The 25930-nt window shown below is 32.4% G+C and carries 39 protein-coding genes; 21 read left to right on the top strand and 18 right to left on the bottom strand.

Translation table 11 applies throughout. The annotated features are described in order from the left end of the window. Positions 1 to 87 precede the first annotated feature (87 nt). The 4 genes from K5783_RS03235 (at position 88) to K5783_RS03250 (ending at position 3678) form a co-directional block, all read left to right on the top strand. Positions 88 to 510: a hypothetical protein gene (locus K5783_RS03235; protein ID WP_297472104.1), complete on the top strand. Its 423-nt coding sequence runs from the start codon at positions 88 to 90 to the stop codon at positions 508 to 510. A 49-nt stretch (positions 511 to 559) separates the two neighbouring features. Next, entirely contained in the window at positions 560 to 1225 is a 666-nt protein-coding gene (locus K5783_RS03240) for a PD-(D/E)XK nuclease family protein (protein ID WP_297472105.1), read from the top strand. Positions 1226 to 1286: 61 nt separating this feature from the next. After that, complete coding sequence (locus K5783_RS03245; protein WP_297472106.1) at positions 1287 to 1436, top strand: hypothetical protein; 150 nt, start codon at positions 1287 to 1289, stop codon at positions 1434 to 1436. Positions 1437 to 1509: 73 nt separating this feature from the next. Continuing rightward, the gene (locus K5783_RS03250; RefSeq protein ID WP_297472107.1) at positions 1510 to 3678 is read left to right on the top strand and encodes a M20/M25/M40 family metallo-hydrolase; all 2169 of its coding nucleotides are present in this window, start codon (positions 1510 to 1512) and stop codon (positions 3676 to 3678) included. 256 nt (positions 3679 to 3934) lie between these two features. Here K5783_RS03250 and K5783_RS03255 read toward each other — a convergent pair whose 3' ends face one another. Beyond that, positions 3935 to 4285, bottom strand: coding sequence for a hypothetical protein (locus tag K5783_RS03255; protein WP_109877326.1), 351 nt, complete (start codon positions 4283 to 4285; stop codon positions 3935 to 3937). Positions 4286 to 4355: 70 nt separating this feature from the next. On the opposite strand from K5783_RS03255, the gene K5783_RS03260 reads away from it, so the two are divergent. Continuing rightward, entirely contained in the window at positions 4356 to 4586 is a 231-nt protein-coding gene (locus tag K5783_RS03260) for a hypothetical protein (RefSeq protein WP_297472108.1), read from the top strand. Positions 4587 to 4723: 137 nt separating this feature from the next. Here the strand turns inward: K5783_RS03260 and K5783_RS03265 are convergent, their stop codons facing one another. The 9 genes from K5783_RS03265 to K5783_RS03305 all read right to left on the bottom strand — a co-directional run bounded on the left by K5783_RS03265 (position 4724) and on the right by K5783_RS03305 (position 9965). Further along, positions 4724 to 5116, bottom strand: coding sequence for a hypothetical protein (locus K5783_RS03265; RefSeq protein ID WP_297472109.1), 393 nt, complete (start codon positions 5114 to 5116; stop codon positions 4724 to 4726). Between the two features lie 43 nt (positions 5117 to 5159). Further along, positions 5160 to 5315, bottom strand: coding sequence for a hypothetical protein (locus K5783_RS03270; RefSeq protein WP_297472110.1), 156 nt, complete (start codon positions 5313 to 5315; stop codon positions 5160 to 5162). A 446-nt stretch (positions 5316 to 5761) separates the two neighbouring features. Further along, positions 5762 to 6235 (bottom strand): hypothetical protein, encoded by a 474-nt coding sequence (locus tag K5783_RS03275; protein WP_297472111.1) that lies wholly within the window; start codon positions 6233 to 6235, stop codon positions 5762 to 5764. A gap of 104 nt (positions 6236 to 6339) precedes the next feature. Then, positions 6340 to 6573 carry a hypothetical protein gene (locus K5783_RS03280; protein WP_366939164.1) on the bottom strand — a complete coding sequence of 78 codons (234 nt, stop codon included), beginning with the start codon at positions 6571 to 6573 and terminating at the stop codon, positions 6340 to 6342. Between the two features lie 445 nt (positions 6574 to 7018). Further along, complete coding sequence (locus tag K5783_RS03285) at positions 7019 to 7183, bottom strand: hypothetical protein (protein WP_297472113.1); 165 nt, start codon at positions 7181 to 7183, stop codon at positions 7019 to 7021. A 134-nt stretch (positions 7184 to 7317) separates the two neighbouring features. Beyond that, positions 7318 to 7629, bottom strand: a complete 312-nt coding sequence (locus K5783_RS03290) for a hypothetical protein (RefSeq protein ID WP_297472114.1) — start codon at positions 7627 to 7629, stop codon at positions 7318 to 7320. Between the two features lie 81 nt (positions 7630 to 7710). Next, the gene (locus K5783_RS03295) at positions 7711 to 8301 is read right to left on the bottom strand and encodes a hypothetical protein (RefSeq protein WP_297472115.1); all 591 of its coding nucleotides are present in this window, start codon (positions 8299 to 8301) and stop codon (positions 7711 to 7713) included. A gap of 41 nt (positions 8302 to 8342) precedes the next feature. Beyond that, positions 8343 to 8477, bottom strand: coding sequence for a hypothetical protein (locus K5783_RS03300; protein ID WP_297472116.1), 135 nt, complete (start codon positions 8475 to 8477; stop codon positions 8343 to 8345). A 1275-nt stretch (positions 8478 to 9752) separates the two neighbouring features. Next, complete coding sequence (locus tag K5783_RS03305; protein ID WP_297472117.1) at positions 9753 to 9965, bottom strand: hypothetical protein; 213 nt, start codon at positions 9963 to 9965, stop codon at positions 9753 to 9755. A gap of 315 nt (positions 9966 to 10280) precedes the next feature. On the opposite strand from K5783_RS03305, the gene K5783_RS03310 reads away from it, so the two are divergent. Both K5783_RS03310 and K5783_RS03315 read left to right on the top strand, forming a co-directional pair. Continuing rightward, complete coding sequence (locus K5783_RS03310; protein ID WP_297472118.1) at positions 10281 to 10463, top strand: hypothetical protein; 183 nt, start codon at positions 10281 to 10283, stop codon at positions 10461 to 10463. 84 nt (positions 10464 to 10547) lie between these two features. Continuing rightward, entirely contained in the window at positions 10548 to 11084 is a 537-nt protein-coding gene (locus K5783_RS03315; RefSeq protein ID WP_297472119.1) for a hypothetical protein, read from the top strand. Positions 11085 to 11097: 13 nt separating this feature from the next. On the opposite strand, the gene K5783_RS03320 is transcribed toward K5783_RS03315, so the two are convergent. The 4 genes from K5783_RS03320 to K5783_RS03335 all read right to left on the bottom strand — a co-directional run bounded on the left by K5783_RS03320 (position 11098) and on the right by K5783_RS03335 (position 12356). Continuing rightward, on the bottom strand, positions 11098 to 11367 hold the full coding sequence (locus K5783_RS03320; protein ID WP_297472120.1) for a hypothetical protein: 270 nt from the start codon (positions 11365 to 11367) through the stop codon (positions 11098 to 11100). Positions 11368 to 11455: 88 nt separating this feature from the next. Next, positions 11456 to 11587, bottom strand: coding sequence for a hypothetical protein (locus K5783_RS03325; RefSeq protein ID WP_263970072.1), 132 nt, complete (start codon positions 11585 to 11587; stop codon positions 11456 to 11458). Positions 11588 to 11734: 147 nt separating this feature from the next. Further along, a complete protein-coding gene (locus tag K5783_RS03330) occupies positions 11735 to 11977 on the bottom strand; it encodes a hypothetical protein (RefSeq protein WP_297472121.1) in 243 nt (80 codons plus the stop codon). A 61-nt stretch (positions 11978 to 12038) separates the two neighbouring features. After that, complete coding sequence (locus K5783_RS03335) at positions 12039 to 12356, bottom strand: GIY-YIG nuclease family protein (protein WP_297472122.1); 318 nt, start codon at positions 12354 to 12356, stop codon at positions 12039 to 12041. A 211-nt stretch (positions 12357 to 12567) separates the two neighbouring features. Here K5783_RS03335 and K5783_RS03340 point away from each other — a divergent pair, with 211 nt between their 5' ends. The 6 genes from K5783_RS03340 to K5783_RS03365 all read left to right on the top strand — a co-directional run bounded on the left by K5783_RS03340 (position 12568) and on the right by K5783_RS03365 (position 16717). Beyond that, positions 12568 to 12750 carry a hypothetical protein gene (locus tag K5783_RS03340; protein ID WP_297472123.1) on the top strand — a complete coding sequence of 61 codons (183 nt, stop codon included), beginning with the start codon at positions 12568 to 12570 and terminating at the stop codon, positions 12748 to 12750. Continuing rightward, complete coding sequence (locus tag K5783_RS03345; RefSeq protein WP_160049217.1) at positions 12750 to 12908, top strand: hypothetical protein; 159 nt, start codon at positions 12750 to 12752, stop codon at positions 12906 to 12908. The genes K5783_RS03340 and K5783_RS03345 overlap by 1 nt, the downstream gene beginning before the upstream one ends. Positions 12909 to 13157: 249 nt before the next feature. Continuing rightward, on the top strand, positions 13158 to 13307 hold the full coding sequence (locus K5783_RS03350; RefSeq protein ID WP_297472124.1) for a hypothetical protein: 150 nt from the start codon (positions 13158 to 13160) through the stop codon (positions 13305 to 13307). 442 nt (positions 13308 to 13749) lie between these two features. Next, the gene (locus tag K5783_RS03355) at positions 13750 to 13947 is read left to right on the top strand and encodes a hypothetical protein (protein WP_297472125.1); all 198 of its coding nucleotides are present in this window, start codon (positions 13750 to 13752) and stop codon (positions 13945 to 13947) included. Positions 13948 to 14051: 104 nt separating this feature from the next. Next, positions 14052 to 15737 carry a helicase C-terminal domain-containing protein gene (locus K5783_RS03360; protein WP_297472126.1) on the top strand — a complete coding sequence of 562 codons (1686 nt, stop codon included), beginning with the start codon at positions 14052 to 14054 and terminating at the stop codon, positions 15735 to 15737. A gap of 422 nt (positions 15738 to 16159) precedes the next feature. Further along, positions 16160 to 16717: a hypothetical protein gene (locus K5783_RS03365; protein WP_297472127.1), complete on the top strand. Its 558-nt coding sequence runs from the start codon at positions 16160 to 16162 to the stop codon at positions 16715 to 16717. On the opposite strand, the gene ilvD is transcribed toward K5783_RS03365, so the two are convergent. Then, the gene (gene ilvD, locus K5783_RS03370; protein ID WP_297472128.1) at positions 16712 to 18385 is read right to left on the bottom strand and encodes a dihydroxy-acid dehydratase; all 1674 of its coding nucleotides are present in this window, start codon (positions 18383 to 18385) and stop codon (positions 16712 to 16714) included. The genes K5783_RS03365 and ilvD overlap by 6 nt on opposite strands. Positions 18386 to 19146: 761 nt before the next feature. Here ilvD and K5783_RS03375 point away from each other — a divergent pair. The 3 genes from K5783_RS03375 (at position 19147) to K5783_RS03385 (ending at position 20216) form a co-directional block, all read left to right on the top strand. Beyond that, entirely contained in the window at positions 19147 to 19482 is a 336-nt protein-coding gene (locus K5783_RS03375; protein ID WP_297472129.1) for a hypothetical protein, read from the top strand. Between the two features lie 6 nt (positions 19483 to 19488). Beyond that, positions 19489 to 19641: a hypothetical protein gene (locus K5783_RS03380; RefSeq protein ID WP_297472130.1), complete on the top strand. Its 153-nt coding sequence runs from the start codon at positions 19489 to 19491 to the stop codon at positions 19639 to 19641. 365 nt (positions 19642 to 20006) lie between these two features. Beyond that, complete coding sequence (locus K5783_RS03385; protein WP_297472131.1) at positions 20007 to 20216, top strand: hypothetical protein; 210 nt, start codon at positions 20007 to 20009, stop codon at positions 20214 to 20216. Here the strand turns inward: K5783_RS03385 and K5783_RS03390 are convergent. Continuing rightward, positions 20209 to 20805 (bottom strand): protein-disulfide isomerase, encoded by a 597-nt coding sequence (locus K5783_RS03390; RefSeq protein WP_297472132.1) that lies wholly within the window; start codon positions 20803 to 20805, stop codon positions 20209 to 20211. The genes K5783_RS03385 and K5783_RS03390 overlap by 8 nt on opposite strands. 79 nt (positions 20806 to 20884) lie before the next feature. Here K5783_RS03390 and K5783_RS03395 point away from each other — a divergent pair, with 79 nt between their 5' ends. Next, positions 20885 to 21292, top strand: a complete 408-nt coding sequence (locus tag K5783_RS03395) for an HIT domain-containing protein (protein WP_297472133.1) — start codon at positions 20885 to 20887, stop codon at positions 21290 to 21292. Here the strand turns inward: K5783_RS03395 and prf1 are convergent. Then, complete coding sequence (gene prf1 / locus K5783_RS03400; RefSeq protein ID WP_297472134.1) at positions 21289 to 22566, bottom strand: peptide chain release factor aRF-1; 1278 nt, start codon at positions 22564 to 22566, stop codon at positions 21289 to 21291. The two genes, K5783_RS03395 and prf1, sit on opposite strands and share 4 nt — an antisense overlap. A 61-nt stretch (positions 22567 to 22627) precedes the next feature. Then, entirely contained in the window at positions 22628 to 23269 is a 642-nt protein-coding gene (locus K5783_RS03405) for a thioredoxin domain-containing protein (protein ID WP_297472135.1), read from the bottom strand. 247 nt (positions 23270 to 23516) lie between these two features. Between K5783_RS03405 and K5783_RS03410 the strand changes: the two genes are divergently transcribed. From K5783_RS03410 to K5783_RS03425, 4 genes are all read left to right on the top strand, one after another. Continuing rightward, complete coding sequence (locus K5783_RS03410; protein ID WP_297472136.1) at positions 23517 to 23732, top strand: CbtB domain-containing protein; 216 nt, start codon at positions 23517 to 23519, stop codon at positions 23730 to 23732. A 319-nt stretch (positions 23733 to 24051) separates the two neighbouring features. Then, complete coding sequence (locus K5783_RS03415) at positions 24052 to 24381, top strand: helix-turn-helix domain-containing protein (RefSeq protein WP_109877321.1); 330 nt, start codon at positions 24052 to 24054, stop codon at positions 24379 to 24381. Between the two features lie 9 nt (positions 24382 to 24390). Further along, positions 24391 to 24741 carry a winged helix-turn-helix domain-containing protein gene (locus tag K5783_RS03420; RefSeq protein ID WP_297472137.1) on the top strand — a complete coding sequence of 117 codons (351 nt, stop codon included), beginning with the start codon at positions 24391 to 24393 and terminating at the stop codon, positions 24739 to 24741. Positions 24742 to 24831: 90 nt separating this feature from the next. Continuing rightward, positions 24832 to 25923: a phosphate/phosphite/phosphonate ABC transporter substrate-binding protein gene (locus K5783_RS03425; protein ID WP_297472138.1), complete on the top strand. Its 1092-nt coding sequence runs from the start codon at positions 24832 to 24834 to the stop codon at positions 25921 to 25923. Positions 25924 to 25930 lie beyond the last annotated feature (7 nt).

The following is a 25930-nucleotide window of genomic DNA, read 5'->3' on the forward strand; positions in this document are numbered from 1 at the left end:
TCAACACTGTGTAGAGTGGTAAATTGTCTCTTAATAACTATGAAATCAAGTTAAAAAATTATTAATCAAATCACACCCATTTCAAATATGCCATTAGATAAAATGCCTGATGTTGAGCAATACGTGCCAACTCACAAATCTGTAGTTTTACATGTAAAAGGTAAACCTGTAGCATGTATAATTGATGACGCAAGTAATGAATTGCGATTTAAATCCGTATCAAAAAATACTTCATTGAGGGCTAGTTTGATTGGTTTTTTAAACAAACATGATGATTTAGGTCTTCTATTGGGATTCAAATTAAAGGTTCAAACTGATTTGGAGAATTTTGAATACACTGTATATCCAAATGCTGAATTTATTGAAACAGTGATCTTTGATGAATCGATTTTTATTATTAACGAAAAATTGGAGCATCTTTTTTCTTTGAAAAAAATAGTAACTGATCAATTTGTTAAAACTAAAACAGAGTTTGACAAATTTCAGTCATTAATAAACAAAAAAACTTGAAATAACTGCTTTCCAAATATTCAATAAATGCATTTTTCTAAAATTTTTAATGACAAATTTTTCTCACATGTTAAAGATCAGAGAGCCTGAACTACTAGATCGTGAAGACGGTCATTGGTATAAGACAAAATTCGATGCAATTTATCCCTCTATTAGCACGATTCTTTCAGCTACTTCCTCTGATGAAAAACAAAATATCTTGAATACTTGGAGAGAAAATGAACCCGCACATGAATACATTACAGCACAAGCACAAGATATTGGTACACAATCTCATAAGATTATTGAAAATTATCTGAACAACTGTTTGTCTTTAGACGAGTTTGATTTGTTACCTATTGCTCATTTTAATAATCTAAAACCATACTTGGAACATATTTCTGATGTTACATCAATCGAACAAAGGATGTATTCTGATAAATTGAAGGTTGCAGGAACTAGTGATTTGATTGCCAGATACAATGGAGAATTATCCATCATTGATTACAAAACTAAAAGAAAACCTCAGAGGGATGAATATATGTATGAATATTATTTGCAAACTACTTGTTATGCTCAAATGTTTCATGAAGTAACTGGAATGAGAATCAACCAAGTCGTAATTTTAGTCAGTAGTGAAAAAAATACTCGTCAGGAATTCATTAAATCCTGTGATGACTATGTTGAACCTCTCAATGAAAGAATTGAAAAATACTATCTGAATAGTCTTAATTGACCATATCTGCCTAGATAATAAAACAAAGGCTTCTATAGTGTCAAAATTGCCAGAATCAGATATGAAGTATTTGTGTAGAACCTGCAAGAAAAAATGCGATGATATTCCAAAACATATGATGTCTGTTCACAATTTTTCAAAAACCATAGTTGAATCACAACTAAAGGCTAATCCTAATTGCTATAAAAATTCCTTTGAAATTATCGAATAAGCAAAAATAATTTTGTGTTTTAAAAATGATATAGGTTTAACTATATGTTCTAAATAACTGTGGTTGAATTTCTTTGAAAGTTGCATTGATCTATAATGAAGATGTTATTGATCCTAATGATGTAATTAATGTTTTTGGTATGACAACAAAAGAACATTACAGCACAAAGGCTGTGGAGAGAGTTGCAAGAGCTTTAGAAAAAGGGGGACATACAGTAAAAGTTGTTGAAGGCGATATTCATCTTGCTGATGAATTACGTGAATTCATGCCAAAGGTAGTTGCTGGTGAAAATCCTGGGATGGTTTTTAACATGGCATATGGTATTCAAGGTCAGAATAGGTATACTCATGTTCCTGCTATGATGGAAATGCTTGGAATACCATACATTGGATCAGGACCAGCAGGTCATGCAATTGTCCAAGATAAGGTTCTGACCAAGATTGTTTTACAAAAAAATAATATTCCGACACCTGGATTCTGGGTGTTTAGAACTCCTGATGATACTTATGATGATTTAGTTTTCCCTGTAATTGTAAAACCGAAACTAGAATCTACATCTATGGGGATGGAAGTGGTAAATAACTGGGACGATCTTCATGCCGCGGTAAAAGTACAGATTGAAAAATTTGAGCAAGACATACTGGTGGAGCAATTTATTTCTGGTAGAGAATTTGCAGTGGGGTTATTAGGAAATACCCCTAATGTAGATGTTCTTCCAATTGTTGAAATCAATCTTGATCATCCTGATCAAATACAAACAATTTCAGATAAAAAACAAAAAGGCGGTGTTAATAAAACATGTCCTGCAAAACTGTCCAAAGAAAAAACAGAGGAGATAAAGCAATTATGCATAAAGGCATTTAGCTGTTTGGGGCTCAATGATTACAGTCGAGTTGATTTCAGAATGGATCAAGATGAAAATCTTTACATTCTTGAATTAAATTCTATGGCAAGTCTTGGAATGAGTGGTTCTTTTTATTATGCTGGGCAGACTGCTGGGTATACATATGATTCATTAATCAATAAGATTTTAGATGTTGCAGTTATTCGATATTTTGGATCATCAATACAACCTCAAGATGCCGATGTTGATCTTACTCAACCATTACGTGTTGTTGCTAGAACCTATCTTAGAGGCCACCTACATAGTTTAAAGGAAACTCTGAGGGGATTTGTAAATCTAAATACTCATGTATATAATATTGAAAATGTAAATCAGTTAGGAGCGACAATTTCCAAGCGATTAAAGCATCTTGGGTTTAGGGAACATATTCACAGACAACACGAGGTTGGAAATTTCTATTATTTTAAAAATCATTCTGAATCTCAAAATGATGTTTTACTAGTATCTCATCTTGATACTCATTATGGGCCAGATGATTTGATTAGTTATTACGAGGATAATGACAAAATTGTCGGTTCTGGCATAGCTGAAAGTAAAGGTGGGTTAGCAGTTATGTTGGGTTCATTACACGCATTAAGATTTGCAAAAAAACTCAAAAAAATAAGATGTGGCATATTGCTTACCACTGATGATAGTTTGGGAGGTCGCTATAGCAAGAGATTTGTTAAAGAATATTCTAAAAAATCTAGATACATTCTTGGGTTAAAATCTGCAAGCAAAGATGGTGGAATAATTACTACATGTTATGGAAGAAGTGACTATCAGATTCGATTTACTAGTACGGGTGAACAATTAACTTCTGACATTCATGGCATAATTCCAGTTTTAGCAAAAAAATTATCTGCTATTGAAAAACTTTCAAAAGATGAAAAAGACTATCGGTTAAGAACTACTTCTATTGTTTCAAAGGGCTCTCATGGTCAGACTCCTAATTTTGCAACACTGACATTGATTTGCAGTTACAAAACAACAAAATTAGGTGATCTACTTGATACAAAAATCCAGTCAATAATGAAAAAGAGAGAAACTGGTTCACAAAAGTTAGATGTATCAATAAATAAAATTCAAACAAGGCCTCCTGTGGTAGAAGAGCCATCGGATACAAAATTCTATGAACTAGTAGATGATCTTGCTAAAAAACATGAAATAAAAATCAAAAAACACTCTCAACTCATATCTTCTGATATCTGTAATGTCCCAGTTAAACTTCCTGCATTAGATGGATTTGGCCCAATCGGCCATAATTATCGTTCGGCAAAAGAATACATTCTTCATGATAGTATTGTTGAGCGTGCAGCACTGTTGGCATCAGTTCTCTTCAAATGTGCTGAGAAATAATTTTTATTTTAATACTTTTTTCCTGTGTTGAATTAAACAAAACCTACAAGTTGACTATCAAACCTTACGAATAATTTCAGAATCATTGTTGACAAAATTTCCACATGTTTCACAAAGCCAAAATGTTACATTTTCTTCTTTCATCCATTTTGGTAACCTTCGACTATTACATGTTTTACAAAACAATGACATAATCTCTTGTATTTTTACCTCTATTTGTACTGGCGTTATTTTTCTAATTTGTAAAAATTACTGGTTATTCATTCCAAATAGGTTGAGTTTTTAGCCATGCAATCAAATCTTGATATAATTTACTTTTTTGCATGTTTAAAACTCCGATTTCTAAATTAGTTGATGATTTTACTGTTTTTGTATATTTTTCATAGACTGAAAAAATTATCTTGTCTAGAAACATCTCATTTTGCATTTCTTTTTTTGCCAATTCTTCAGATTCTGTCATGGCAAAACTTGCAAATAATACCCCATCCACCCAATATGCATTTGCTGCCTCCAAGGACGACATCATTCCAATCAAATCATCAAGATCTAGTTTAATCATATCTCTAACATAAATTTGATCATATGGTTTGTGTACAAATTCTGTCATGAAAATTCATTTTTTGTAGAGTCTAATGAGTATTTGGAAATTTTATAACTAGTTTTTCTTAAATTATATCATGACTGAAAATGATGATTTGTCTGAGCACGATCTATTTGTAACAGAGTTTCCAAAAAAAAATTTTGGAATTGTAGATTATCTTCAAGGACGGGTTCATTTTGCACTACTAGACCAGATGAAATTCATGAGTGCATCTGGCATGACTAAAACCCAAATCAAAGAAATAATTCTTACCAATATTACTGAAATCATTGATAATCTTGAGGAAAAAGAATCAGAAAGTTTTTGATTCCATTTTTCCTGATTCTGCCATTATAATTTTGTGGCATTGACAATAGCAATTTGTATGAGGCATGTCATGATCATTTCGGTATTTACACTCTTTTGTATGCTCTATCATTGACACTTTTGACAAAACCTGCCCGTCTATTCTTTTGTCGGATCCCGACTTAGTATGTTTAAGACGTGTTGAACAATTTGTTGTTGACCTCCTGCATGCATGTCTGTTCGTACTGAATCAGAGCCCATGCTGACAAAAATCAAATTTTCATTACCTAATGGGAACGTCATTCTTGTAATTTTTTCAAATGCTGCTACTGCATATAGCCCATCTCCAATTTTTGGAGACAATGCTTTTCTTCCTTTCCATGCAGTAGCTGCTCTTTTCAACGAAGCAGCTGTTTCTTCTGGAGATAGATAATTTGTAATTCCCTCTCTGTGGCTTGTAGCAAGAATGTTTCCTTCAGTGTCAGTGATTATGCTGTGTCTGATGTTGATGTCTGAATCCATTATTCTCTGTAAGAGATTTTCAAAATTCATACCAAATATGACCTGAAATATTACTTAAATTATTCTGAGACTCTTATTTTTGATTTTTGTATTCAAAATAGTCTAAAAATGCATCATTGAGATTCTTTAGCAATACTTCATCCTTAAATCCCGAATCTCTTAATTCGTTCCATTTTCGTTCGATCTCTTCTTTTAAAACATAGAGCGTTCTTTTATCGTCACAATGCATGTTGGATGTATCCTAATCTCAAATTTATGGATTTTTTTAAACTATTGATTACGTATTGTTAATTCTCTTTTTTCGCGATATTAACAACGTTTATCGCATTATATTTTCTGGCAAATATGTCTGTAGAAATTCTACTATTTTTTATCTATGATTTCAGATTTTCACTTACACCAATAGTTAGAACTATGTGCGTGATTATACCTAGACATATCATTCGTCAGAAATAAGCCATGATATTCCTATTGCTTCTTCCCATGATGATTGGTTATTGTTATCTTGCATGTTTTGTTATAGAATATTTTGTATTTAACATCGATGAATGATTTATCAGTATCAACAATATGTACAATTTAGTAGTGATTCTTTATATTCAAATTGAATAATCTTTGATGCCCGACCATAGATGGTGAGAAATTCAAATCTGTGTAGTTTTGAATCTCACCATTTTAATTTTGATTCTGCATACTCGCACTTTTCTCATAATAGTATTCTTGCTTCTTCAAGTCTTTTTCAGAGATTATCCGGCATTTTCTCATTGGAACCAATCTTGAAATTTGCTCGTATGTGTTCATATCTCTAACATCTGCCGCATATGCAATTTGCAATAATGGTGATTTTTCTTCAATCATTGGCTTTGCTTGTTCATATCCGCCACTTTGGCGCATTCCTGTTCGAAATAGACCTACATGTGTGGTACTTTTTGAAATTTGAGGATCCTGATAACAACAGATTGCAAACTCATCATCATCTTTTTCAATTATTGTTAATCGGGTGAATTTATCGCTCCAATCTTCTACTTCTTTTGCTATAGAAATTGCTTCTTTTTTGTCTTCAAATACTGTTGAAATCACCAATCTGTCTTTTTCGTATGCCCATGAAATGCCATAGAAATTTTTGTGCCAATTAATCTCATAAGACATGTTTTTTATCAAAAAATTATCAAATTAATGCTTTCGAATTTCTTTTTCATGGTTTGTCTGGATTTCCTTATGCATGATTAATCTACAGTATTTAAAAAAATTCCCTAGCACAGTTTTTTGCATTCGCATTGTCTGCTTGTAAAGATATTTTTGAACACTTCTAATCTTGACTGGACTATTGATGGTTTTACCCTTCCGACAATTTTGAACAATTTGATTCCAGTCTCGGCACTAGTGCCTTTAAGAGCCCATGATCCATTCTTCATACGATATGGCTGCGGGTTTTTCATTAGTACTTTTTTCCTTGCCTTGATATCGTATGCCTCAATTCCTGACATGGCAAATACTATCATAGAAACTATTACCGATTTGGAGTGAATTTTTTCACAGTTTTTAGTTTAAAATTAATTTTTAATCACGCATGGACTGATTCTACTCTGTAAAAATGAGATTATGATGCAAATGACAGAGATTTAATCTCACATTCACATCCTTCACGCTTCCCACAATAAGGGCAATTACAATCACAGTAGATCAATGCCTGATTGCATGATACGCATTTTGTGTACTCTGCAAAATCCTCCTTCAAAAAATCTGACCTCTCATGTGTAGTATACTGTTTTAAACTTGATAAATCACACGATTTGATTACTGTAAATTCGGTTTATTTTTTAATTTGAATCAAACAAACGTTTGAAAATTGATACAAATTTCTTTTATAACTTGAACTTGATATTATTTTGACGCCTTCGTATAGTGGTCTAGGCATGCTATAAACGACCACTATTCCAAGACGTCTTGATTTCGTTTTTTTAATAATGCCTCTTCAGGTGTTTTCTCTTTGTTCGATTCCCAATGCCAATTGTGATGTTTCTTCCAATGTTTTTCTAACTCTTCAACAGTTGGGTCTTTTCCAAGTGGAGTCCCACATAATTTACACTGCTTCATTGTTTATGTCCTTCTTTCTCTTTCGTGATTTTATTATAGGATGGCATTGTGTAGGAAGATTTTCATCATAATCCATCAGTTTCATCCATTATTCTTCAAAATTAAGAGTTTTGGATTTTGCCGTTTTTGTAATTTCATATATTCTTTTGAATTTTTTTCTTTTTTAAAATTGGTTTATTATTTTTTGTTGTATGAAATTTGGCTCTCTTTCTCTTTTTTTCTAAATCCATAATAGAATAAATTTTTCCAGTCTCGCAGAGTTTCATTTCTCCAGTAACTTCATCATGAAATGATTCTAATGTTCCACTTGATAATAAACCTCCAACTATATTCCATGTGGTGTCCTCTGAAATTTCAAACTTGTATGGGATGGTCGAAACTTTAGTAAAATACCCATTTTTAGAATTTCTTATGATGAACTGTTCTATCTTTTGTTCTGTAGTCAATGAAGGTTCTCTTTTTTGAAATCTTCTGAATGGTTTTCTTTCAGACAACATTTTTTTGAATCTTTTCTAGTATTTTAGTAATCATTTGGAGTTTATAGTGTCAGGATCATTATTGCCTGGCAAATACTTGTCCCCTAATCGCTCTTTCATCTTTTCGTCAAATTCTTCTTGAAGTCGGGTAAGATAGATCTCAGCTTCTGTCTCATCATCTGGAATGCCCGTATCTACATCATAATTGAATCCTGTTGCTAGATGATAAAACTCCTCAAAAAATTCTTTACAGTCAATTACATCTGCACTGGAATCAATTGACACTACTAAACAATTATTCTCATATCGAAAATTCAGGCAAATTTCCTCTTCTATCATTATGTCTGTCATTACGGCCATAAGATATGGTATGTATTGATTATCTAGTCTTACTTGGTCTTTGTTTGCAATCCATAACTCCTTCCCATCTATTAAATTATCAAAAGTTCTGACCGTTACATCTCTTATTTCTGAGTCCACAAATGCAAGTTTTGATTTCCAAGAATTTACTCCATAACCTCTTGGCTCTGTAAAAACTACGTCAAATCTGAGGTTTTCATTTAGTTGTTCAAATTCCCATACTTGCTTATTTGTCCACATGGGAGAATGTTGATCAATTAATTTCCTCGTACTTTGATTCAATAAACAATTTTCATAATTGTGTTGTTTATTCTTATCTTAAACTAGTTAATTCCTGATTTGAGATACTCTAGTGTACATTCTGCTAATTGTTTATCTGAATGTTTTTTAATATCATGTTTGCAATTTGGGCATTTTCCTGCTTGTCCTTCGTTGAATTCCTCTCCTACTTGTTTCATACAGCATTCCATTAATTCCGTTGTTGAATGAGATTCCATTAAGAGTTTGCATGTTGGACATTGAGTCAATTATTGAATTTATTTTTAACCGATTCTTAATAAATTATATTTGAATTTTCCATGGTTTTATTATGACTTTAGTTGATAAATTCCAAAGTAAACTACGCTGTAGTTGTAATGATGTGGTTCGTTTTGATATAATTGATGATATTGAATGTGATTGGGGGAATCATGTGGTAATTCAATGTCCTAATTGTGAGGAACTTTTTAGTATCGACAATCAATGCCCTGCCTTTCAAAATATCTCTAAACTAATTGATTGTAATGTGGGATTATATTCTAAATCTGAACTTACAAATTATTTATCAAGCCCGCACCCCTCTTAAATTTTTGGCCACAGATGATTTGACAATCAATGTCGTTTGGATTGCCAATATCCCAGCCTATCCATGGCGATATTTCTGATTAAAGAATAATCCTAAAAATAAAAAAGTGCGTAAAAATTGATTTGTCAAATCAAAATTTTACATCAAAAATTTTGTTGATTTTTCAGTCTTAGGAAATCAAAACATTCTAAGTTATTCAAAGTGATTTTTGGAATTTTTCTAATTGTGAGCATAATTGGATTTGTTTTGTATTTTGACATTTGGAGGAATAAATTCATCTGTCAAATTTACTTCAGCAGTAGACTGTTCAACAAATATTTGATGTTTTACTATCTGTGAAAATCCAATAATTTACTATTCATTTGAGTACCAAAATCCCAACAACGCATTAAAAAAATCAATTGATTAACGCAAATTTGATAACTCTGTTTTAAAATTTCATAGTTATCCAAACAATAAAATAAATCCCACAACCAATGCTGCAATTGAAATGCCCATGGTGATGTAAAATTTGGTATTCATTAATAATACTAATTTCTTCTAAAATTAATAGATTCGGTGTCTAATTAGATCTAAAGACTTTTTTTAGCAAAAATAATTTAGAACGCATAAAAAATTTAGAATCAAGTATTTCCAATCAAATATGACCGTAGAATCCTTGTTTTGCTAATTCATTATCTATAATATTGCCTCTGTACTCAGTACTACAGTGTGTGTTTTCAAGTATCTCCAACATTCTATTTGTTTTTTATTTGTATTGCGAATAGACGCCTCCTCATGGTATGCAAATGAAATCTCTGACAACTCATTTTCAAATTTATTTGATTTGCGGACATTGATAATCACAAAATCTTTTTTTGAGACATTAGTTGTTTTGCAGTAATTTCGTCTATCCAGTCATGTTAGGAATACTGAGGTTCATTTTGGCTCTAGATTCTAACATGTCTCTTGTTTCTGAAGAAATATCTTGTCTACATTGATAATTTAGAAAATGAAAGCAAGCATGTTTGAAATCTTTTTGCATCGACTCTTTGGGAGTTACGGCAGATTTCAAACAAGCAATCATCTTGCTTTCAACACTTCTAATGATTTTGATCTTCAAAAATTCTTAAAATAAAACATGTCTTGAAATTTAATCAAAATGGGTTGAAAAAATGATCCAATTCTTATTTTTCCAAAAACAGGTCAATTTTTGAAGAAAATGCTGCTTCAGGCACAGTGTGTTCATTGTGCACACACAGTTTCTTTTAGTTCTCACTATGTATAGTATATTGAGTCATCCGTTTGACGGTATTCCTACGTTTGCCTTAACCGACCATACCCCTAGAATTCGTTTGCCGTCAAACATTTTTCTTTAACAATATATTTTTCAGTCTTAAAATACATCTAAAATTGATTGATAATACAATGTAAAGGCGTGCAAAAAAATCACAGATTCGAGAAATGTGAGTTTATTCATGCAGGCAATTGGGGCGACATTTCGTTAATTGAACATCAAAATTTCCATAAATCCTTGGAAAATAACAACTATTCTTGGTTAGGCTTTGATTCCTCACAACCATTTGGAAAATTTAGTGGTCGTGATGGAAAGCGAATTTAATTCATTTTTAATGATTAATTTTATTTTGATATCCTATTATAAAGAAAAACATCCAATTTTATCGTCAGATAAGTGGTATGTGATATGAATGAAAATGATGTTGTTGTTTGGTCAAAGGAGACATTTCTCAAATGGTCTGATTTTCAAGCAGAATCAAACCCTGCAACATTTGAAGATTCTCATAGTGTAATAAAATATAGATTCACATGGACAATAAATTCTGAAAAAATCGATGAACAAATTTTATTCCTAATTGAAAACATTCGTATCTATGTAGAATTCTTTCCTCATCTTTCTTGGGTAAGAATTTTACAAAATACTGATCGTCTATTAAATCATGAACAAGGCCATTTTGATTTAGCAGAGATGATAAGACTAGAATACATTGAAAAATTACAAACTATGTTTTATGGAAAACATTTTCCCACTAGAGGTCAGAATGAAGAACAACAAAAACAGTTTGCAAAAGAAGATTCTGGAAGAATGATTGCTGAAGAAATTGAAAAACTAGAACATGTATTAGAACAACGACGTCAGGAATATGACACTGTGACTGAATTTGGTCATAATCTTGAAAAACAATTAGAATTTAATTTAGAATTTGATAAACTAAGATCTTAGATGATTTGAAAAGTCACGATGACTGATTTTTAATTACTTTGCTTTCGGGAATCGAATTTATGTAATTTACTAAACTTCTATAATATTTCAAATGAAATTCCAGATCTCTAATTTCAGTTTGTTTTAATTCTTCAAGTTCAGGACCAAAATCCCGTGTATCTGTTTGAATTTGATCTAATGTATTTTCATTTACTTCAATCATATGAAATAAACTGTGAAGCACTTCACTTTTTGTAAGTGTTCTTTCACATGATTTTTTCAGAATCATTTCGACCCAATCCATACTTAATGAAATTAAAATTATTATATCTGTCCCTGAATTGGATAAATTCTGACCTTTACTCTATTTTTTTTACTTTAGTCTAAAACAATTATTTTTTTCCTAGTTTCTTTTTTCTTTCCATGATTTCTTTATTTCTTTCAATGTCTGAATGAACTTCAACGTGCTCGTATAACTGTTCTTTTGATTCAAATAATTGTTCGCAATAGTAACATTGATGCATTCCAATATTACTTTGATCTTAGATTAATTGTTTTCCCTAAAATAATGATTTTCTATTCATAAAATCTGGATATTTTATCATAATTCAAACATCTAGAATGTCCATTTTCTGCCAATAAAATAAAAAAAGAATTAAAATCTGAATTAATTATCTTCCGTTTTGTTCTCTGATTTTTTGGGCCAAGTCTCCAAATGGATCCTCATGCCATTTCTCTTTGTTTAAATCAGCTCCAAGCATTCCTGTCTTTGGAAGTAAACCTTGCTCTGCTGCGGGTGCCAATACTGCATCTTCTGAGATGTAGTTTTGTTGATTTGCAGTGCCATAAGCAATTGCCCCTGCCATTGCGACCACACCAATAGCAATTCCTACGTAAATCATTGCATTAGACATGATTAGATTTCTTTTTGTTAATATTAATTCAGTAGGATTTCAATGCAATGCAGTGCATTTTTTAATGTGTTTCTAGTTGAATCTCAGAATTACACGAAGGCATTTTTCCTGTTTCGTTTTTGAAATCTTCAATCAATTTTGTTTGAAATTCTTTGGGGTTTTCTAGAAACACTCTTTGATATGATTGTGTTTTTTGTTTACATTCATTTCCCTCAAAATTTGTATCTACATATTTTGTAAATGTCTCTTCAAGATTATCTGTTTCTCCAATGTATATCGGTTCTTTACTTCTGTTATAGAGAACATATACTCCCGAGGCAGGTTTTACAAATTTGGCACTTTCAAGCCACACTCTCATTTTGTCTTCTAATAATTCCATAATATGTAATGATTTTACTAGATATTAAACAAGTTTCTCCTTTTCAATATTAAATATCATAAATCCTTATATTTACATCATAATGACGATTGCCTATCTTAATGGGGGATGTGCTAACGATAGTATTGCACATGAACTATTAGAGAAAATTACAAACAAATTTCAAAATTTTAAACAATACGCTTAAGTTCATTATTTTCAGATTATAGTCATGGTTGATTATGATCTAGATGAATATGAAACAATACTAATTGAATCAAAAATTAGAGAGGGAGTTTTTCATAAAGTTGTCAAAGACTTGAAAAGTGGAAAAGCTGTTTCTTGTTCTTGTAAATGCTGGAGTAAAGGTAACAAGCCTTGTGTGGGCATGAGAACTGTGGGTTTTGATAATTGATGGCATTCAAGAAAGGTATTCACAAATGTGTTGAATGTGAGAAGAAACAGAAAGAAGATCCACAAGACATGGGTTTATGTAGTAAATGCAGTGCAACTGAGACCAGACTAGAAAAAACAATATACAAAGAAATGATCAATGATGGAAGTTTTCCTTAGATTCTAAACCTTTTTGGACCTGTACTATTCGTCTAATTGTCCCCATTCTCGTTCAGGCTCCTCTAATTGATTCCATTTACTTTGAATTGCTTTGAAGAACTTTTTATTTTTCAACTGAACCATGACTTTGTAATACAAAATTTCTATTTAACCTCCACTCAGGAATTATACGTGAAAAACAACCCTAGATTCTAAAACTCTTTTGATAACACGCAATACGCTTAAGTTCGTACATTTTTCAAATATGATATGGCAGATCTTAAAACGTATGATAAATTGAATGAGGATATTCAATTCACAGAAGAAGAAACCGGAGAACTCTTGAAGTTAAGTGAAAAGGAAATATTGGTTTTGATTCTTTCTGAATTGAAAAAAATTACCGAAAATACGAAGAAATGAAACGAACAGTATATCTCACAATAGCCGGTGTTTCTTGGATTGGTTTGTTGATTGCATGGTTGGTATTGTGATTTTTGGAAAAAATCAATACGCTTAAGTTCGCACAATTCTCTAATAATTATTGAAAACTCTTTTCAAGGGCGTTATCATAGTTGCAGGAGTTATCTTTGTTGTTCTGTTGACTATAAGCAGTCTTGGATTCTAAACTCATCAAACTAAATTATCCATTCTGCCCAAATGGGCAATGTGCCAAACATGTTTCACGATGCCAATTTTCATATCTTATTCATGTATCTTCAAATGGAAGTTGCTCATTACAACATGACCAAAGTATTAGCATTGTTTCTGAATAGTCTTTTGAATTAAAGGGCGGTGATTATTCTAAAATCAAATTTTTTTTAGTGACTAAACGTTAAATTACTACAATGAATTTCTAAAGTGCATGGCAACCAGTAAAACACGTAAAGTAGATGCTGCAGAGTTAAAAAAATTACAAAAAGATGAAAAAATACGAAATGATGCTAGACGTACAGGTCAAAAAAAGGGCGTGAGCATATCTACGGATAAACCAAAACTAAAAACTGAAAAAGTTGATAGACCAGCACGTAAAACTACTAAAAAACGAGTTGCAGTTAGGTAAAACAGGAATCTAGATAAAGAAAAAAGAATCTAGGTATTAAACTAGATTGCTGACTTTTGATATCACTAGAACCCTCATGCTTTTAATATTGAGAAAAAATAGATTTGATCCTGTCTCTTATAGAAAAATTTCCTGCACATTTTACTCCACGTGAAATACAAAAAGAAATAATTTCAAAAATTGAAGAGAATTTAAAATCAGGATATAAAAAAATTATTTTATGTGCTCCTACTGGTGTTGGAAAATCCCTTGTAGGAGCTACTGTTTCTAATCATTTTGATAGTTCATTTACAGTTACTGCATCAAAACATCTTCAAGATCAATATATCAAAGATATTCCATTTCTAAAACCTGTTAAAGGTAAACAAAATTTTCCATGCTTGAAATTAATGGATTTGGAGAAAATTGACAATGACAGACGGGCTATGAGATGGGGTCTAACTTGTGATAAAGGAGTTTGTCAAGAGAGAGTCAGTAAAAACGGAAAAGAGATAGTTGAGATATGCAAATTCAAACCTACAATAAAACAAGTTGAAGATCATACGCAGGATGAAAAGTCCTGCCATTATTATTTACAAAAATACGATGCTCTTACATCCAAACACTCTCTGTGGAATTATCATGCATTTTTCACAATTATGAAATTCAACAAAAAACTTTTTGAAGATTATCTCGCCAGGAAGGTGACTGTCTTTGATGAGGCACATAAAATTGAGGACCAAATAATTCAATTTGTAGGGTTTGATATTTTCAGTGGACAAATTGATGAATGTAATCTGAATTCGGAAAAGTATGATTTCACAGATTTGGATTCGGTGATTAAACTAACTGATGATATGGCATACTCATATGCGAAAAAAATCCAAGATATCAAAGAAAGTTCTGCATTTCAAAAAGATCCTGACTATGAATTGCTCAGCGGATTGGAACGACGTCATGATAGAACGGCCCAAGCAAAAATTGACATCATGTCTGATAAGGATAATTTTGTAGTCAATGATCCCGTGAAAGATTTTAACGGAAATTTTAGAACAATTTCAGTAAGGCCTATAGATGTTTCAAAATTTACAAATGCCTTTTTTGAGACAGAATATCAAATATTCATGTCTGCCACAATTGACAAATCAAGTTTTTGTGAAAACATGGGGTTAGAAAAAGATACAGTTGCCTTTGTAGATACTGAAAAATCTCCTTTCCCTATTGAGCACAGGAGCATCGAACTTCTAAATATTCGAAGATTAAGTTATGGTTCTAATGATGAGGACGAGCTTGAAGTAATCAAAACAATTGATAGAATTTTAGATGAACATTCACATGAACGAGGTTTGATCCTCACATCTTCTATTCCCAGATGTCAAAAAATTCTTCGATATCTTTCCTCTAAAAACTCTAAACGAATCAGAATCTGCCACAGTAAAAACAATGACGGGAAATCACAAGATGATGTGATTTCAGAACATGCTTCTGATCCTACCGGTGTGTTATTGTCCTCTTCTCTTTGGGAAGGTGTTGACCTAAAAGATGATTTGTCCAGGTTCCAAATTATCGCAAAGGTTCCTTATCCAAATTACACAGAAAAAAGAACTAAAGCAAAAATGAATAAATTTCCTTTATGGTATACCTCTCAAACTTTAACTAAGATATTACAAGGGTTTGGCCGTTCAATTAGAAGTAATGATGATTGGGCAAAAACTTACGTATTGGATACTGCTGTAAATAATGTCTTTTTCAAGGGACAGCAGATGATTCCAAAGGCATACTATGACGTACTGGGAATGGAAAATCAATAGTTGAATTTAGAAAATAACAAAATCAAAAAACTTTATCCTTTGCGATCCTCAAAGTCATAGTCTGGAAAGTCATCATAACCTTCTATTATGTCAAAATCATAATCGGTTAGTTTCACGTTATTTTTAGCAAGTTTTTATTATTAGGTTTGGATTAAATGAATTATGAAAATTCTGTAATCTATATAGAATTTGAAATTTATCCTATTTTTGTCATTATATTCCTATCAAAAAATTCACGCCTGTAGGATTAATTTTAGAAAACCTGTAGTAGACAACAGTAATTTCATAGAATAGTATTATTTTTTCCTGTTATCCCTATGAACAATTCTTGATCTTGATCTATAAATCTTGTGGACGATTTGTTCATCATAATTCTGAAAATCTACAAAATCCTTATTTCATGATTACTTCTTTGTTGTCCCATGAGCGTGCCTCATTTCATTGTCAGCATCAAAGGAAAAAAAAGAATGTCTTCAAAAATTCGACTATATCTAATTGATAAAGAAAAACATTATTTTCTAAATGACGGCGTATTGAAAAATGGATTTAATCCAAAACTGTCTATTTCAAAAAATAGAGACAGCGTGTTATCTGCATTTTCAAAAATGGCTTTTTTGTTTGATGAAATAATTAGATTGAGAATAATCGGCTATTCTAACAACCGTGATAGTGCTGAATTGCTCTATCTGCTAAATCTTGTTCCAATTAATCGAAAAATTAGAACTTTTCTTGATTGGAAAGTGTTTGCACCAGAATTTACACGAAATATGTCTCGTTTATTTGAAGTCAGAAATGCTACTGTTCATTGTATATCTCTAAATGAAGTGAACTATGCCCCAAAAAACAAAATCTCTTTATCTTCAACATCTGGTTTTAATAAATTTGTGAAAGATTTTCAAAAAGCATGGGATGTATTGTTGAAAATTTATGTTAAAGAACAAGAAAAATTAGACTGGAAAAAACTGTCTCAAAAATTATAAGATTGCACTAGTAATTGCGCCTTGTGCTGCAGAACCTACTAGTGTTGCATATTTTGCCAAGGCACCTTTTGTGTAATTGGGTTTGGGAGGATTCCACATCTTTCTTCTTTCTTCTAATTCTTCTAGTGATACATGTAGATCAATTATGTTGGTTTCTGTATCTATTGTAATTTCATCATCATTTCTCACAAGTGCAATTGGGCCACCAACATATGCTTCTGGTGCAACATGGCCTACCATGAATCCGCGTGTTCCGCCTGAAAATCTTCCGTCAGTTACCATTGCAACTTTCTTACCCAATCCTTGTCCTACAAGTGCAGCAGTAGTAGCTAGCATTTCTCGCATTCCTGGACCTCCCTTTGGTCCTTCATATCTTATCACTACTACATGACCCTCATCTATTTCGCCTTTTGCAACCGCATCAAATGCATATTCTTCTCTGTCAAAAACACGGGCTTTCCCAGTAAATTTTGTCATTTCTACACCCGCTGTCTTGATTACTGCTCCTTCTGGTGCAAGGCTTCCTTTGAGAATTACTGCTGTACCTACCTGGTGAATTGGATTCTCAACTGATCTAACAATATGTTGTTCTACATCTGGCATTTTCATAGATGCCAGATTTTCTTTGATGGTTTTTCCAGTAACTGTCATACAGTTTTCATTTAACAATCCTTTTTCAAGAAGTTTTTTTAGTACAAATGGTATTCCTCCAATTTTATCCAATGAATTCATCACATAACTTCCTCCTGGCTTCATATCTGCTAAATGTGGTGTTTTCTTTCTTATTCTTTCAAAATCATCATAGGTCAAATCAATATTAACTTCATTTGCAAGTGCTAGCAAATGTAATATTCCATTAGTTGATCCTCCAACAGAATTCAACATCGTAATTGCATTTTCAAACGCTTCAAAACTCAAAATTTCTTTTGGCCTGATATTCATCTCTAATAATCTAGCACATGCGACTCCTGTATCATATACCATCTTGTTTCGTCTATCGTCTTCTGCAGGGGGACTTGCACTTCCTGGTAATGCAAATCCAATAGCTTCAGAAATTGATGCCATTGTGTTTGCAGTAAACATTCCACCACAAGATCCTGAATTTGGACAAGCAGTATTTTCAATATTTTTTAGAGATTCAAGTGATAATTGACCGGAGTCATATGCTCCCACTGCCTCATACACATCAACTATTGTCAATTCTTGTCCGTCAAGCATTCCCGGCATGATTGTTCCTCCATACACAAAAACTGATGGTACATTTAGTCTGGCCATTGCCATCATTGTTCCAGGTAAACTTTTGTCACATCCTGCAATTCCTACTAGTGCATCATATTGGTGTGCTCTGACCATTAATTCAATTGAATCTGCAATTACTTCACGAGAAACTAAAGACGATTTCATTCCTTCATGACCCATTGCAATACCATCACTTACTGCAATTGTTGAAAATTCTCTAGGTGTTGCACCTGCATCTGACACTCCTTGTTTTGCTTGTAGAGCTAATTTGGGAAGGTGAATATTACATGGCGTTGCTTCATTTCCAGTATGACAAACGCCGATAAATTGTTTAGATAAATCATCATCATTTAACCCCATAGCTTTGTACATTGCTCTTTGTGGAGCTCTGGATGTTCCTTCTACCACATTTTTACTTGAAATTTCCATGATGTCTAAATCTCAGTTTGCTATAATTTAGACTTTTATTACAATATTCCAATGAAAACTTTCATTGAGTTTAAACTCGTAGTCAAGAAATTTAGAGTGGTTTTATCTCACTAAAATTCAAAAGTTTTCATTGAAGAATGATTGAGAATTTTACTGATTTTTAGAATAATTCATACAAATAATCTGTTAAAATTATCTAAATCGATCCCAATGGCAATCACAGTTGCATCCCTTATGACAATGAATCCTCTTGCAATCAGAACATGTGTTTTGTCCCCAAGAAATAGGATTTATCATGTTTGATTTCATTCTCCAATAATCTTCTTCCACACATTACACGCAGGACAACGGTATGCCCTTTTAGACAGCATAGTTTTTGAGAATACATTGCCACAATTTTCGCATATTTTTAAATCATCCATTGTAATCATTATGTTATCACCTCAGTCGAAACAGTTTTGTTGATTTTCAAATGAGTTTTTTCATGGTCTAGTACTTTGTAAAAAGTATCTGTGTTTCCTTCCCACCTGTATTTACAAACTCTACAGTTATACTTAATTTTGATTCATCTCTTTTTCATGTTCTTTGAACGTGTTTACATCTTTTGATGTCTTGTTTTGGTTTCCTTTCAGTTTTGAAATTATTCTTTTTAACATGATTAACTATATTTCATCTTGCTTATCAACGACAGAGTAGTTGATTTGATAAGGGCTATAATCAACCACATGTTGGCTTAATAGGTAAGAAATGCTCTAAGACTTATGCTGAAAAATCTATTTGCAAGAGTAATAAGAAAACAAGAAAATTCATCAACTGATGAAAGTCCAGTCATAAAAATACTACATAAAATTAGAGATGAACTTGCCAATCAGATTTCATTGGCAAAAAACATAGATGAAAAAATAAACATAAAAACAATCTCTCAAAAGTCACATGAACTTGATAGAATAATCATAACATCCAATCTTTCTGATGAAGACAAACTGATGTTACAAAAATTTTCGGCAACACTTGTTAAAGGTGATGTGACCGTTAAGAGTCTTAGATATGAAAAACAGGATATTGCAAGAATACTTTCAAACCTGCAGGATGTTTAGATTCTTTTGACATACAAAACTCCCACCCAAGAGACATGTTTTCATGATGCCAAAGTCAAGATGGCAGGATACAGGAATTTGTACGAGTGTACACGATGCCATAAATTCATTCCCATTGATATATCAAAAGAGATAGTTCATACTTCGCTTGCATCCTAAACTCATATCGTATGTACTGAACTGATATGAATTAATTTCATGATGTCATTTGGCTGTCCTAAATTATCCAATGTGACTATGAGAAGTAATTCTTTCCCAAATGGAAAAATGCATCTCATCAGATTGTCGTATACTTGTAGCGTATAATTTGCATTGCCAATTTTTTCTGAAATTGTATTTCTAAAATTCCAAGATTCAATAGTGTGTTTTAAGGCAACCCTAACACTCTAAAATCCCTAAATGAAAACTCTGCGTGCTCACAATAATATTTTAATGCAAACCTTTTGACTAGAATCCAGACTTTATTGATATTGTTATTGAAAAATTTTCATTGAGTTTAAATTGTAAACATTTTGGAGAAAATTGTGGAACAAAAAGCCCTAGAATGTCCCGTTTGTAAAAGTAATAAAGCAACAATTGCGGGAGAAAACATAAAACTCAGTGGGCGATTTGAGGACAAAGAATTTCTTACAACTGAATTAACTGTATTACGTTGTACTAAATGCGGGTATTACATGTTCTTTGATAAAATGGCTCAATTTACAACAAAAGATGAATCAGAAAAACCTATTTGATTAATTCTCTGCTTTCTAATTTTAATAACAACGCATCAATTTCTTCTGGAGTTTCTGCACCATACGCGATTAGAATTTTATCGTCTTCTTGAATTTCATAATCTCTGATATCTGGAACTTGTTCACCGTTTATGTAAAACACAAGTTTGTAATCCTCATTAGTACAGAAACTTCTTCCATCTTGGAATACAAAGCATTGATCATCTAGACCTAGAGAAAGTGTGTCAAAGAGATATCCTAGTGTGACCCCTGTTGCATGTTTGTGGACTGTAGAGCCATCTCTTCCTTCAAAATGAATCCAACTTGATTTAATCTGATAAGCCGGAGCTGAAAAATCAAATTCATCGCCAAAAATAGATACCAATAACCCTGCATGTGAGTGTTCGCTGCCTAATGCTCCTGCATTTTCTGGCCCTCCAGGCACATTATCTGACATGTTGACAAATATCCATCCTGCATATCCTACAATAACTGCGATTACTGCTAGAACTCCTACGGCGATTAGAGTCTGCTTTCTTTTTTCTGCTGAATGTCTAGTAGCGTAATTATCACGTTTTAGTTCACGCTCTCTTCTTTCTTTTCTACCCATAGGATGCACACAGTTTGAAAATTGGCCTAATTAATCATTCGATAAAAACAATAAATAAAATCACAAAATGCTGATCCATATGAATTGTATTTTTTGTGAAATCTTAGATGGAAAAAGAGATGGACATTTACTTTATGAAGATGATTTTCACATTGCATTTTTAGATAAATATCCCATTGATGTGGGTCACAGTTTGATAATTCCTAGAACTCATCATGAAAGAATTACTGATATGGATTCAGAAGATGTTGGAAAAATATTTTCATTGGTGCCAAAAATTGCAAAGGCGATATTAGATGCAACTGGCGCAGATGCATTTAGTTTGGGCCAAAATAATGGAAGAGCTGCAAAACAAATCATCCCCCATGTTCACATACACATCATTCCTAGATATAATAGCAAAGGAACAGTTTGGACAAAACGTCAAATTTCTAGTGATGCTGAACTTGTTGAACTTTCCAAAAATATTCGTAGTTTTATAACTTAACCGTGACCTGGATTATATCTTAAAATGGCGCCAATCTTTCCCAAACTCGCAAGCATGTTTCCATGTTCTGAACTTCCTGAAATAACCTCTAATTGAGAACCGGTTTTTGCTGCTAATAATTCCAGATAGTCTACAATGTCTTGTTCATTTACTTCTACTTCCATAGCATTACAGCCTGGACATGGACTATTTGCAAATTCCGTTTTTTTAGGAATGACTTGTGGCCTCTCTACAATTTCTTCTTGAAAATGCTTGCATCTTTTGCAAATCCCTTCAACCCTATGCAAATTTGTGTTATCTGTAATCAGGACAACTTTGACAACATTGTTCTTTAGGAACTCTATTACTTCTTTTAATCCGTATGATCCTTTTCCAGAATTGGTGTTTATTTCTCTGAATAAATCTTCTACTAGTTTTTTCTCTTCAACCATTCTAAAGTCTCCTAAAATATCTGAAGATTTTCCAAAAGCTTCTCTAATTCCCTCTGCACCAGAGTACGAAGCGTCAATTGTATTGATGATCATATTTTGTAATCTATATTCTAGATAATTTCCATTAATGAAATCTTCTTTTGTAGGACCTGGTCCTGAAATCACCAAACCTTTAATCGGATAAATATCAATAAAATACTCTTTTGTTGTTTCTGCAACTCTATTAAAATAATATGTCAATTCCATCTCTCTGAGTTTTTGAAATCTTTTTGCAGATTGGCCTCCTTGTCTGTGTTTTCCTGCTACCCCTGAACCTGTTTGAGCTAAAACTTCAATTTTATCGCCATGTAATAATCCCCACCCTGCATCTTTTGCATCAATTGCCAAGAATCCAATTAAATTGTCATCTTTTAGCATATCCTTTAGAATGTCTACGTGAAAGTGATCATCACATCTGTACAAATATTGGTTCAAATCTTTTGGTGGCTCAATTTCCCAAACAGTAACAATTTCACTTCCAAGAGGCCCTCCTCCTTCTGGAGGCAGAGCACCACAAAAAACCACCAATCCTTTTTCTGGAGTTTTTTTATACATTTTTAGTCTCTGAACAACTTTACCTAGTGAATCTACCACATGTGATCTAGTAAGATCTGATTTGATGTTATCTGCTGTTCCTTGCTCTTGTTGAAGTGAGCTAATAATTTCATGAAGTTGTTTTCCTTTGGGTATGTACACTGTAATTAGCTCAGTTCCACGACCTGATTTTTTTGATAACTCTTCTAATATTTTTCGAATTTTATAGAGTTTAACTGAATCTTGCTTTTCTACGTCTATTTTCTTCATTTATGATTACTCCAGATCATGCGAATATTAATTTTGATTGTATTTGTTCTTCTTTTTCAAATTATAATTCTGCAAATGTTTTTAGAAATACTTCTAGTGGTTGATTTCCTCTAATTTTGATTATTTTGTTATCATTAAAAACCAAAAATGAAGGTGTAGCATCAATTCCTGCTTCTTTTCCAAATTCATGTAGTGCAATTACTTTATTTTGATATTTCTTTTCATCTAGACATTTGTTAAATGCATCTAAATCCAAATTTACTGTTTGCGCAAATTTATCCAAAGATTCCCTAGTAATCCATCCTGTTCTTTCTCCCCCCCAATTATTGTACAATTCATCATGATATTCCCAATATTTTTCTTGATCATCTGCACAATATGCCGCCTCTGCTGCTAAAAATGAATCAGAACCATTAAGTGGGAAATCCTTGAAGACTAGTTTTACTTTGCCTGTTTTGATATATTCTTCATAAATGATATCTAATGTATTTTGATGAAATTTATAGCAAAAAGTACATTGGTAATCCCCCCATTCTAAAATTGTTATTGGGGCATTTGGATCTCCCATTATTGGTGAACCGTTGTGAATCAGTTTTTGGACTGTAAGTAATTTTGAATCATGATTTTCAGGAAAATACACCATTAGCATTCCAGTTGTAATTCCAATTATTATGGGAATTGTTAACAGGTAAATTTTTGTCATGTTTTAAGAAAAATCATTATAACTAAATATCTTCGTTAATTTATAGCCGAGTCCACAATGTTGAATTTTAGCAGAAATTTCTGTAACAAATAGATCGTCTGATGATGAAATAATACTTACATCTGCTCAACTGGCACTAGATTTTCCAAAATATGCTTTTTAGTTTTTTTAGATCTTTTCCTGAGAATCTTTTATAATTGGACAAATTATCCAAGTGCTTAAATAGATTCAGATATTGCTTTGATTTATGTCTGAAACGAGACAAATTAGTGTGTCCAAAACTGGTGTATCCAAACTAGCAATAGTTGCACTGGCCATAATCTTTACAGCAGGATTATTTGTTGTAGGATTTGATCAAGGACATGTATTTAGTTTAGTTTATGGTGACCAAGCATTTACTGATCTTTATCTCCATGAACTCACTCATGATATGAGACATGCCGCAGGTTTTCCCTGTCATTGAATCCTTCATGAGGACATCTCTTTTTATTATATAGTATTAATTTCTGGCGTGTTTGATGATTTCATGACGCTTAGCTTTGCAATTGTAGAGTTATATCATGATCAAGTAATTGTAATTGAAAATCAACATCTTTTTGCATATGGAGAAAAGGGAGATATTCCTGAATTTTGGTAATACTAAGTTTGATATTTTGATTATTTTGGAATCAATTTATATCTAAAAAACAAATAACATTTCATTATAATTAACTATTCTAGTTCTTTAGAATGAGAATCAAAACATCTCGTTTAAATATCTGAAGTATTTTTTTGATATTTACATGTCAAGAAAAATCACTTTACCTCAATTAAAAAAATATGATATCACTCAAAAAGTCATAGAAGCATTAGCAGATTCTGAATCTAGAGCAATACTATTTTCAATTATTAAAAAAGGTAATACTGCTGCAGAACTTTCAGATAAATTAAAAATCCCATTAAGCTCTGTTTACAAAAAATTAGGAGATCTTGAAGAATTGACATTAATTGAAGTTGAAAAATGGTTACTATCAGATAAAGGTAGAAAATACAAGGTTTATCGAAGTAGAATCAGCAAGGCAGATATCTCCATTAGAAAACCTGAACCTACATTGACGTTGGTAGCCAATTAAGTGATTTTTATGTCAAAATCTAATATCATCCAACTATCTGAATTTGATATAACCCAAAAAATCATTGAATCGCTTACCAATGTTTGTACTAGGGCTGTTTTGTTTTCAGTTAAAAACAAATCAAAAGACGCAACACAGATAGCTGAAGAATTAAAAATTTCTCTTTCTACGGTATACAAAACACTATCTGTCCTTGAGGATCTTGCGCTTGCCGAAGTTGATAAATATATTATTTCTCCAGAAGGTAAAAAAATAAAACTTTATCGTAGTAGAATCGGAAAAGTTGAAATCACTTTAGATAATTTAGAGCCTAGTTTGAATTTATACCCGAACACCGAAAACCCTAAATCAAATACATGATTCATGTTCTCATTCTATAGAGTTAGAATAGTAATCTGGAATGAAGACCTACATTAAATAACTTAGTTCATCCTAATATTTTTGTAAATCATGAAACAACAAAACATGTTGACATTGATTGCTGTAATTGCAGTAATTGGTGTTACAACTGTATCCTTGGCCCAAAATGTCCAAGCTGAAAGTTTGGTTCCTGAATGGATCAAATCAAATGCTGGATGGTGGGCTGATGGTACTGTAGATGATGCAACATTTCTTAATGGAATTAAATTCCTAATTGAAAATGACATCATCAACGTTTCATCTGAATCAAACACTGTTGATGTTGATACCTTGACCATTGGTTTTATTCCTGTTGAAAAAGCTGATGAACTAACTCCAAAGGCACAATCTCTAGAAAAATTTTTAGAATCCAAACTTGGTATTGATGTTGAAATAGTGGTGCCAACAAATTATGAGACTATAATCGAAGGTATGAGATTTGGTCATATTGATGGAGCCTTCATGGATACTGGACCTGCATGGATTACTCATCAAAGAACAGGTGCAGAAGCTGTTTTGGCAGAACTTGTTTCTGGCAAAGTAAACTATCAGGCAACAGTTTGGGCATTAGCTGATAATGATTCTATTCATTCAATAGAAGACACTGTTGGCAAAAGAGTTGCATTTACTAGCATTACTGGTTCATCAGGATTTGTTAGACCTATGGGCACACTTGTCACTGATGGGCATATTGTAATTGAAGATGGTGGCGATATTGTTGCTTTAGAATCCGCACTAGCAAAAAACTTTGAAAGTTATACTTTTGCTGGAGGATACAAGGCTGCATTAGAATTGCTGCTCAATGACAATGTAGATGTTGCGTTTGGTTCAGATATTGCTCCACAACAATATCTTGAATTAGAAGATCAAGTTAAATTACGTCCAGTTACTACAATTGGACCTGTACCATCGCATGTGTTTATGGTAAGTGCTGACATGTCAGACTCTACCAAAAATGCACTTGTTGATGCACTAGTTGAACTCAATTATGATGAGAAAAACTACATTTTGAAGGATCTCTATGGCGCTGAAGCATTAGTTCCAACAACCACAACTATGCATATTGGCGAATTTGGAACTTTTATCGATGCTTTGACAGGACTAGATCAAGTAATTCTAGATAGTTATAACAAGAGCAAATAAAAACTGG

Origin of the sequence: Nitrosopumilus sp. (assembly GCF_025699125.1) — an archaeon.
Lineage (GTDB): Archaea > Thermoproteota > Nitrososphaeria > Nitrososphaerales > Nitrosopumilaceae > Nitrosopumilus.

Bases quoted from the DNA above. Each gene is read 5' to 3' on its own strand.
- K5783_RS03235 (WP_297472104.1), top strand. From the start codon at position 88: ATGCCATTAGATAAAATGCCTGATGTTGAGCAATACGTGCCAACTCAC.
- K5783_RS03240 (WP_297472105.1), top strand. From the start codon at position 560: ATGACAAATTTTTCTCACATGTTAAAGATCAGAGAGCCTGAACTACTA.
- K5783_RS03245 (WP_297472106.1), top strand. From the start codon at position 1,287: ATGAAGTATTTGTGTAGAACCTGCAAGAAAAAATGCGATGATATTCCA.
- K5783_RS03255 (WP_109877326.1), bottom strand. From the start codon at position 4,285: ATGACAGAATTTGTACACAAACCATATGATCAAATTTATGTTAGAGAT.
- K5783_RS03260 (WP_297472108.1), top strand. From the start codon at position 4,356: ATGACTGAAAATGATGATTTGTCTGAGCACGATCTATTTGTAACAGAG.
- K5783_RS03265 (WP_297472109.1), bottom strand. From the start codon at position 5,116: ATGAATTTTGAAAATCTCTTACAGAGAATAATGGATTCAGACATCAAC.
- K5783_RS03270 (WP_297472110.1), bottom strand. From the start codon at position 5,315: ATGCATTGTGACGATAAAAGAACGCTCTATGTTTTAAAAGAAGAGATC.
- K5783_RS03275 (WP_297472111.1), bottom strand. From the start codon at position 6,235: ATGTCTTATGAGATTAATTGGCACAAAAATTTCTATGGCATTTCATGG.
- K5783_RS03280 (WP_366939164.1), bottom strand. From the start codon at position 6,573: ATGTCAGGAATTGAGGCATACGATATCAAGGCAAGGAAAAAAGTACTA.
- K5783_RS03285 (WP_297472113.1), bottom strand. From the start codon at position 7,183: ATGAAGCAGTGTAAATTATGTGGGACTCCACTTGGAAAAGACCCAACT.
- K5783_RS03300 (WP_297472116.1), bottom strand. From the start codon at position 8,477: ATGAAACAAGTAGGAGAGGAATTCAACGAAGGACAAGCAGGAAAATGC.
- K5783_RS03315 (WP_297472119.1), top strand. From the start codon at position 10,548: ATGAATGAAAATGATGTTGTTGTTTGGTCAAAGGAGACATTTCTCAAA.
- K5783_RS03320 (WP_297472120.1), bottom strand. From the start codon at position 11,367: ATGGATTGGGTCGAAATGATTCTGAAAAAATCATGTGAAAGAACACTT.
- K5783_RS03325 (WP_263970072.1), bottom strand. From the start codon at position 11,587: ATGCATCAATGTTACTATTGCGAACAATTATTTGAATCAAAAGAACAG.
- K5783_RS03330 (WP_297472121.1), bottom strand. From the start codon at position 11,977: ATGTCTAATGCAATGATTTACGTAGGAATTGCTATTGGTGTGGTCGCA.
- K5783_RS03335 (WP_297472122.1), bottom strand. From the start codon at position 12,356: ATGGAATTATTAGAAGACAAAATGAGAGTGTGGCTTGAAAGTGCCAAA.
- K5783_RS03340 (WP_297472123.1), top strand. From the start codon at position 12,568: ATGGTTGATTATGATCTAGATGAATATGAAACAATACTAATTGAATCA.
- K5783_RS03345 (WP_160049217.1), top strand. From the start codon at position 12,750: ATGGCATTCAAGAAAGGTATTCACAAATGTGTTGAATGTGAGAAGAAA.
- K5783_RS03350 (WP_297472124.1), top strand. From the start codon at position 13,158: ATGGCAGATCTTAAAACGTATGATAAATTGAATGAGGATATTCAATTC.
- K5783_RS03355 (WP_297472125.1), top strand. From the start codon at position 13,750: ATGGCAACCAGTAAAACACGTAAAGTAGATGCTGCAGAGTTAAAAAAA.
- K5783_RS03365 (WP_297472127.1), top strand. From the start codon at position 16,160: ATGAGCGTGCCTCATTTCATTGTCAGCATCAAAGGAAAAAAAAGAATG.
- ilvD (WP_297472128.1), bottom strand. From the start codon at position 18,385: ATGGAAATTTCAAGTAAAAATGTGGTAGAAGGAACATCCAGAGCTCCA.
- K5783_RS03375 (WP_297472129.1), top strand. From the start codon at position 19,147: ATGCTGAAAAATCTATTTGCAAGAGTAATAAGAAAACAAGAAAATTCA.
- K5783_RS03390 (WP_297472132.1), bottom strand. From the start codon at position 20,805: ATGGGTAGAAAAGAAAGAAGAGAGCGTGAACTAAAACGTGATAATTAC.
- K5783_RS03395 (WP_297472133.1), top strand. From the start codon at position 20,885: ATGAATTGTATTTTTTGTGAAATCTTAGATGGAAAAAGAGATGGACAT.
- prf1 (WP_297472134.1), bottom strand. From the start codon at position 22,566: ATGAAGAAAATAGACGTAGAAAAGCAAGATTCAGTTAAACTCTATAAA.
- K5783_RS03405 (WP_297472135.1), bottom strand. From the start codon at position 23,269: ATGACAAAAATTTACCTGTTAACAATTCCCATAATAATTGGAATTACA.
- K5783_RS03410 (WP_297472136.1), top strand. From the start codon at position 23,517: ATGTCTGAAACGAGACAAATTAGTGTGTCCAAAACTGGTGTATCCAAA.
- K5783_RS03415 (WP_109877321.1), top strand. From the start codon at position 24,052: ATGTCAAGAAAAATCACTTTACCTCAATTAAAAAAATATGATATCACT.
- K5783_RS03420 (WP_297472137.1), top strand. From the start codon at position 24,391: ATGTCAAAATCTAATATCATCCAACTATCTGAATTTGATATAACCCAA.
- K5783_RS03425 (WP_297472138.1), top strand. From the start codon at position 24,832: ATGAAACAACAAAACATGTTGACATTGATTGCTGTAATTGCAGTAATT.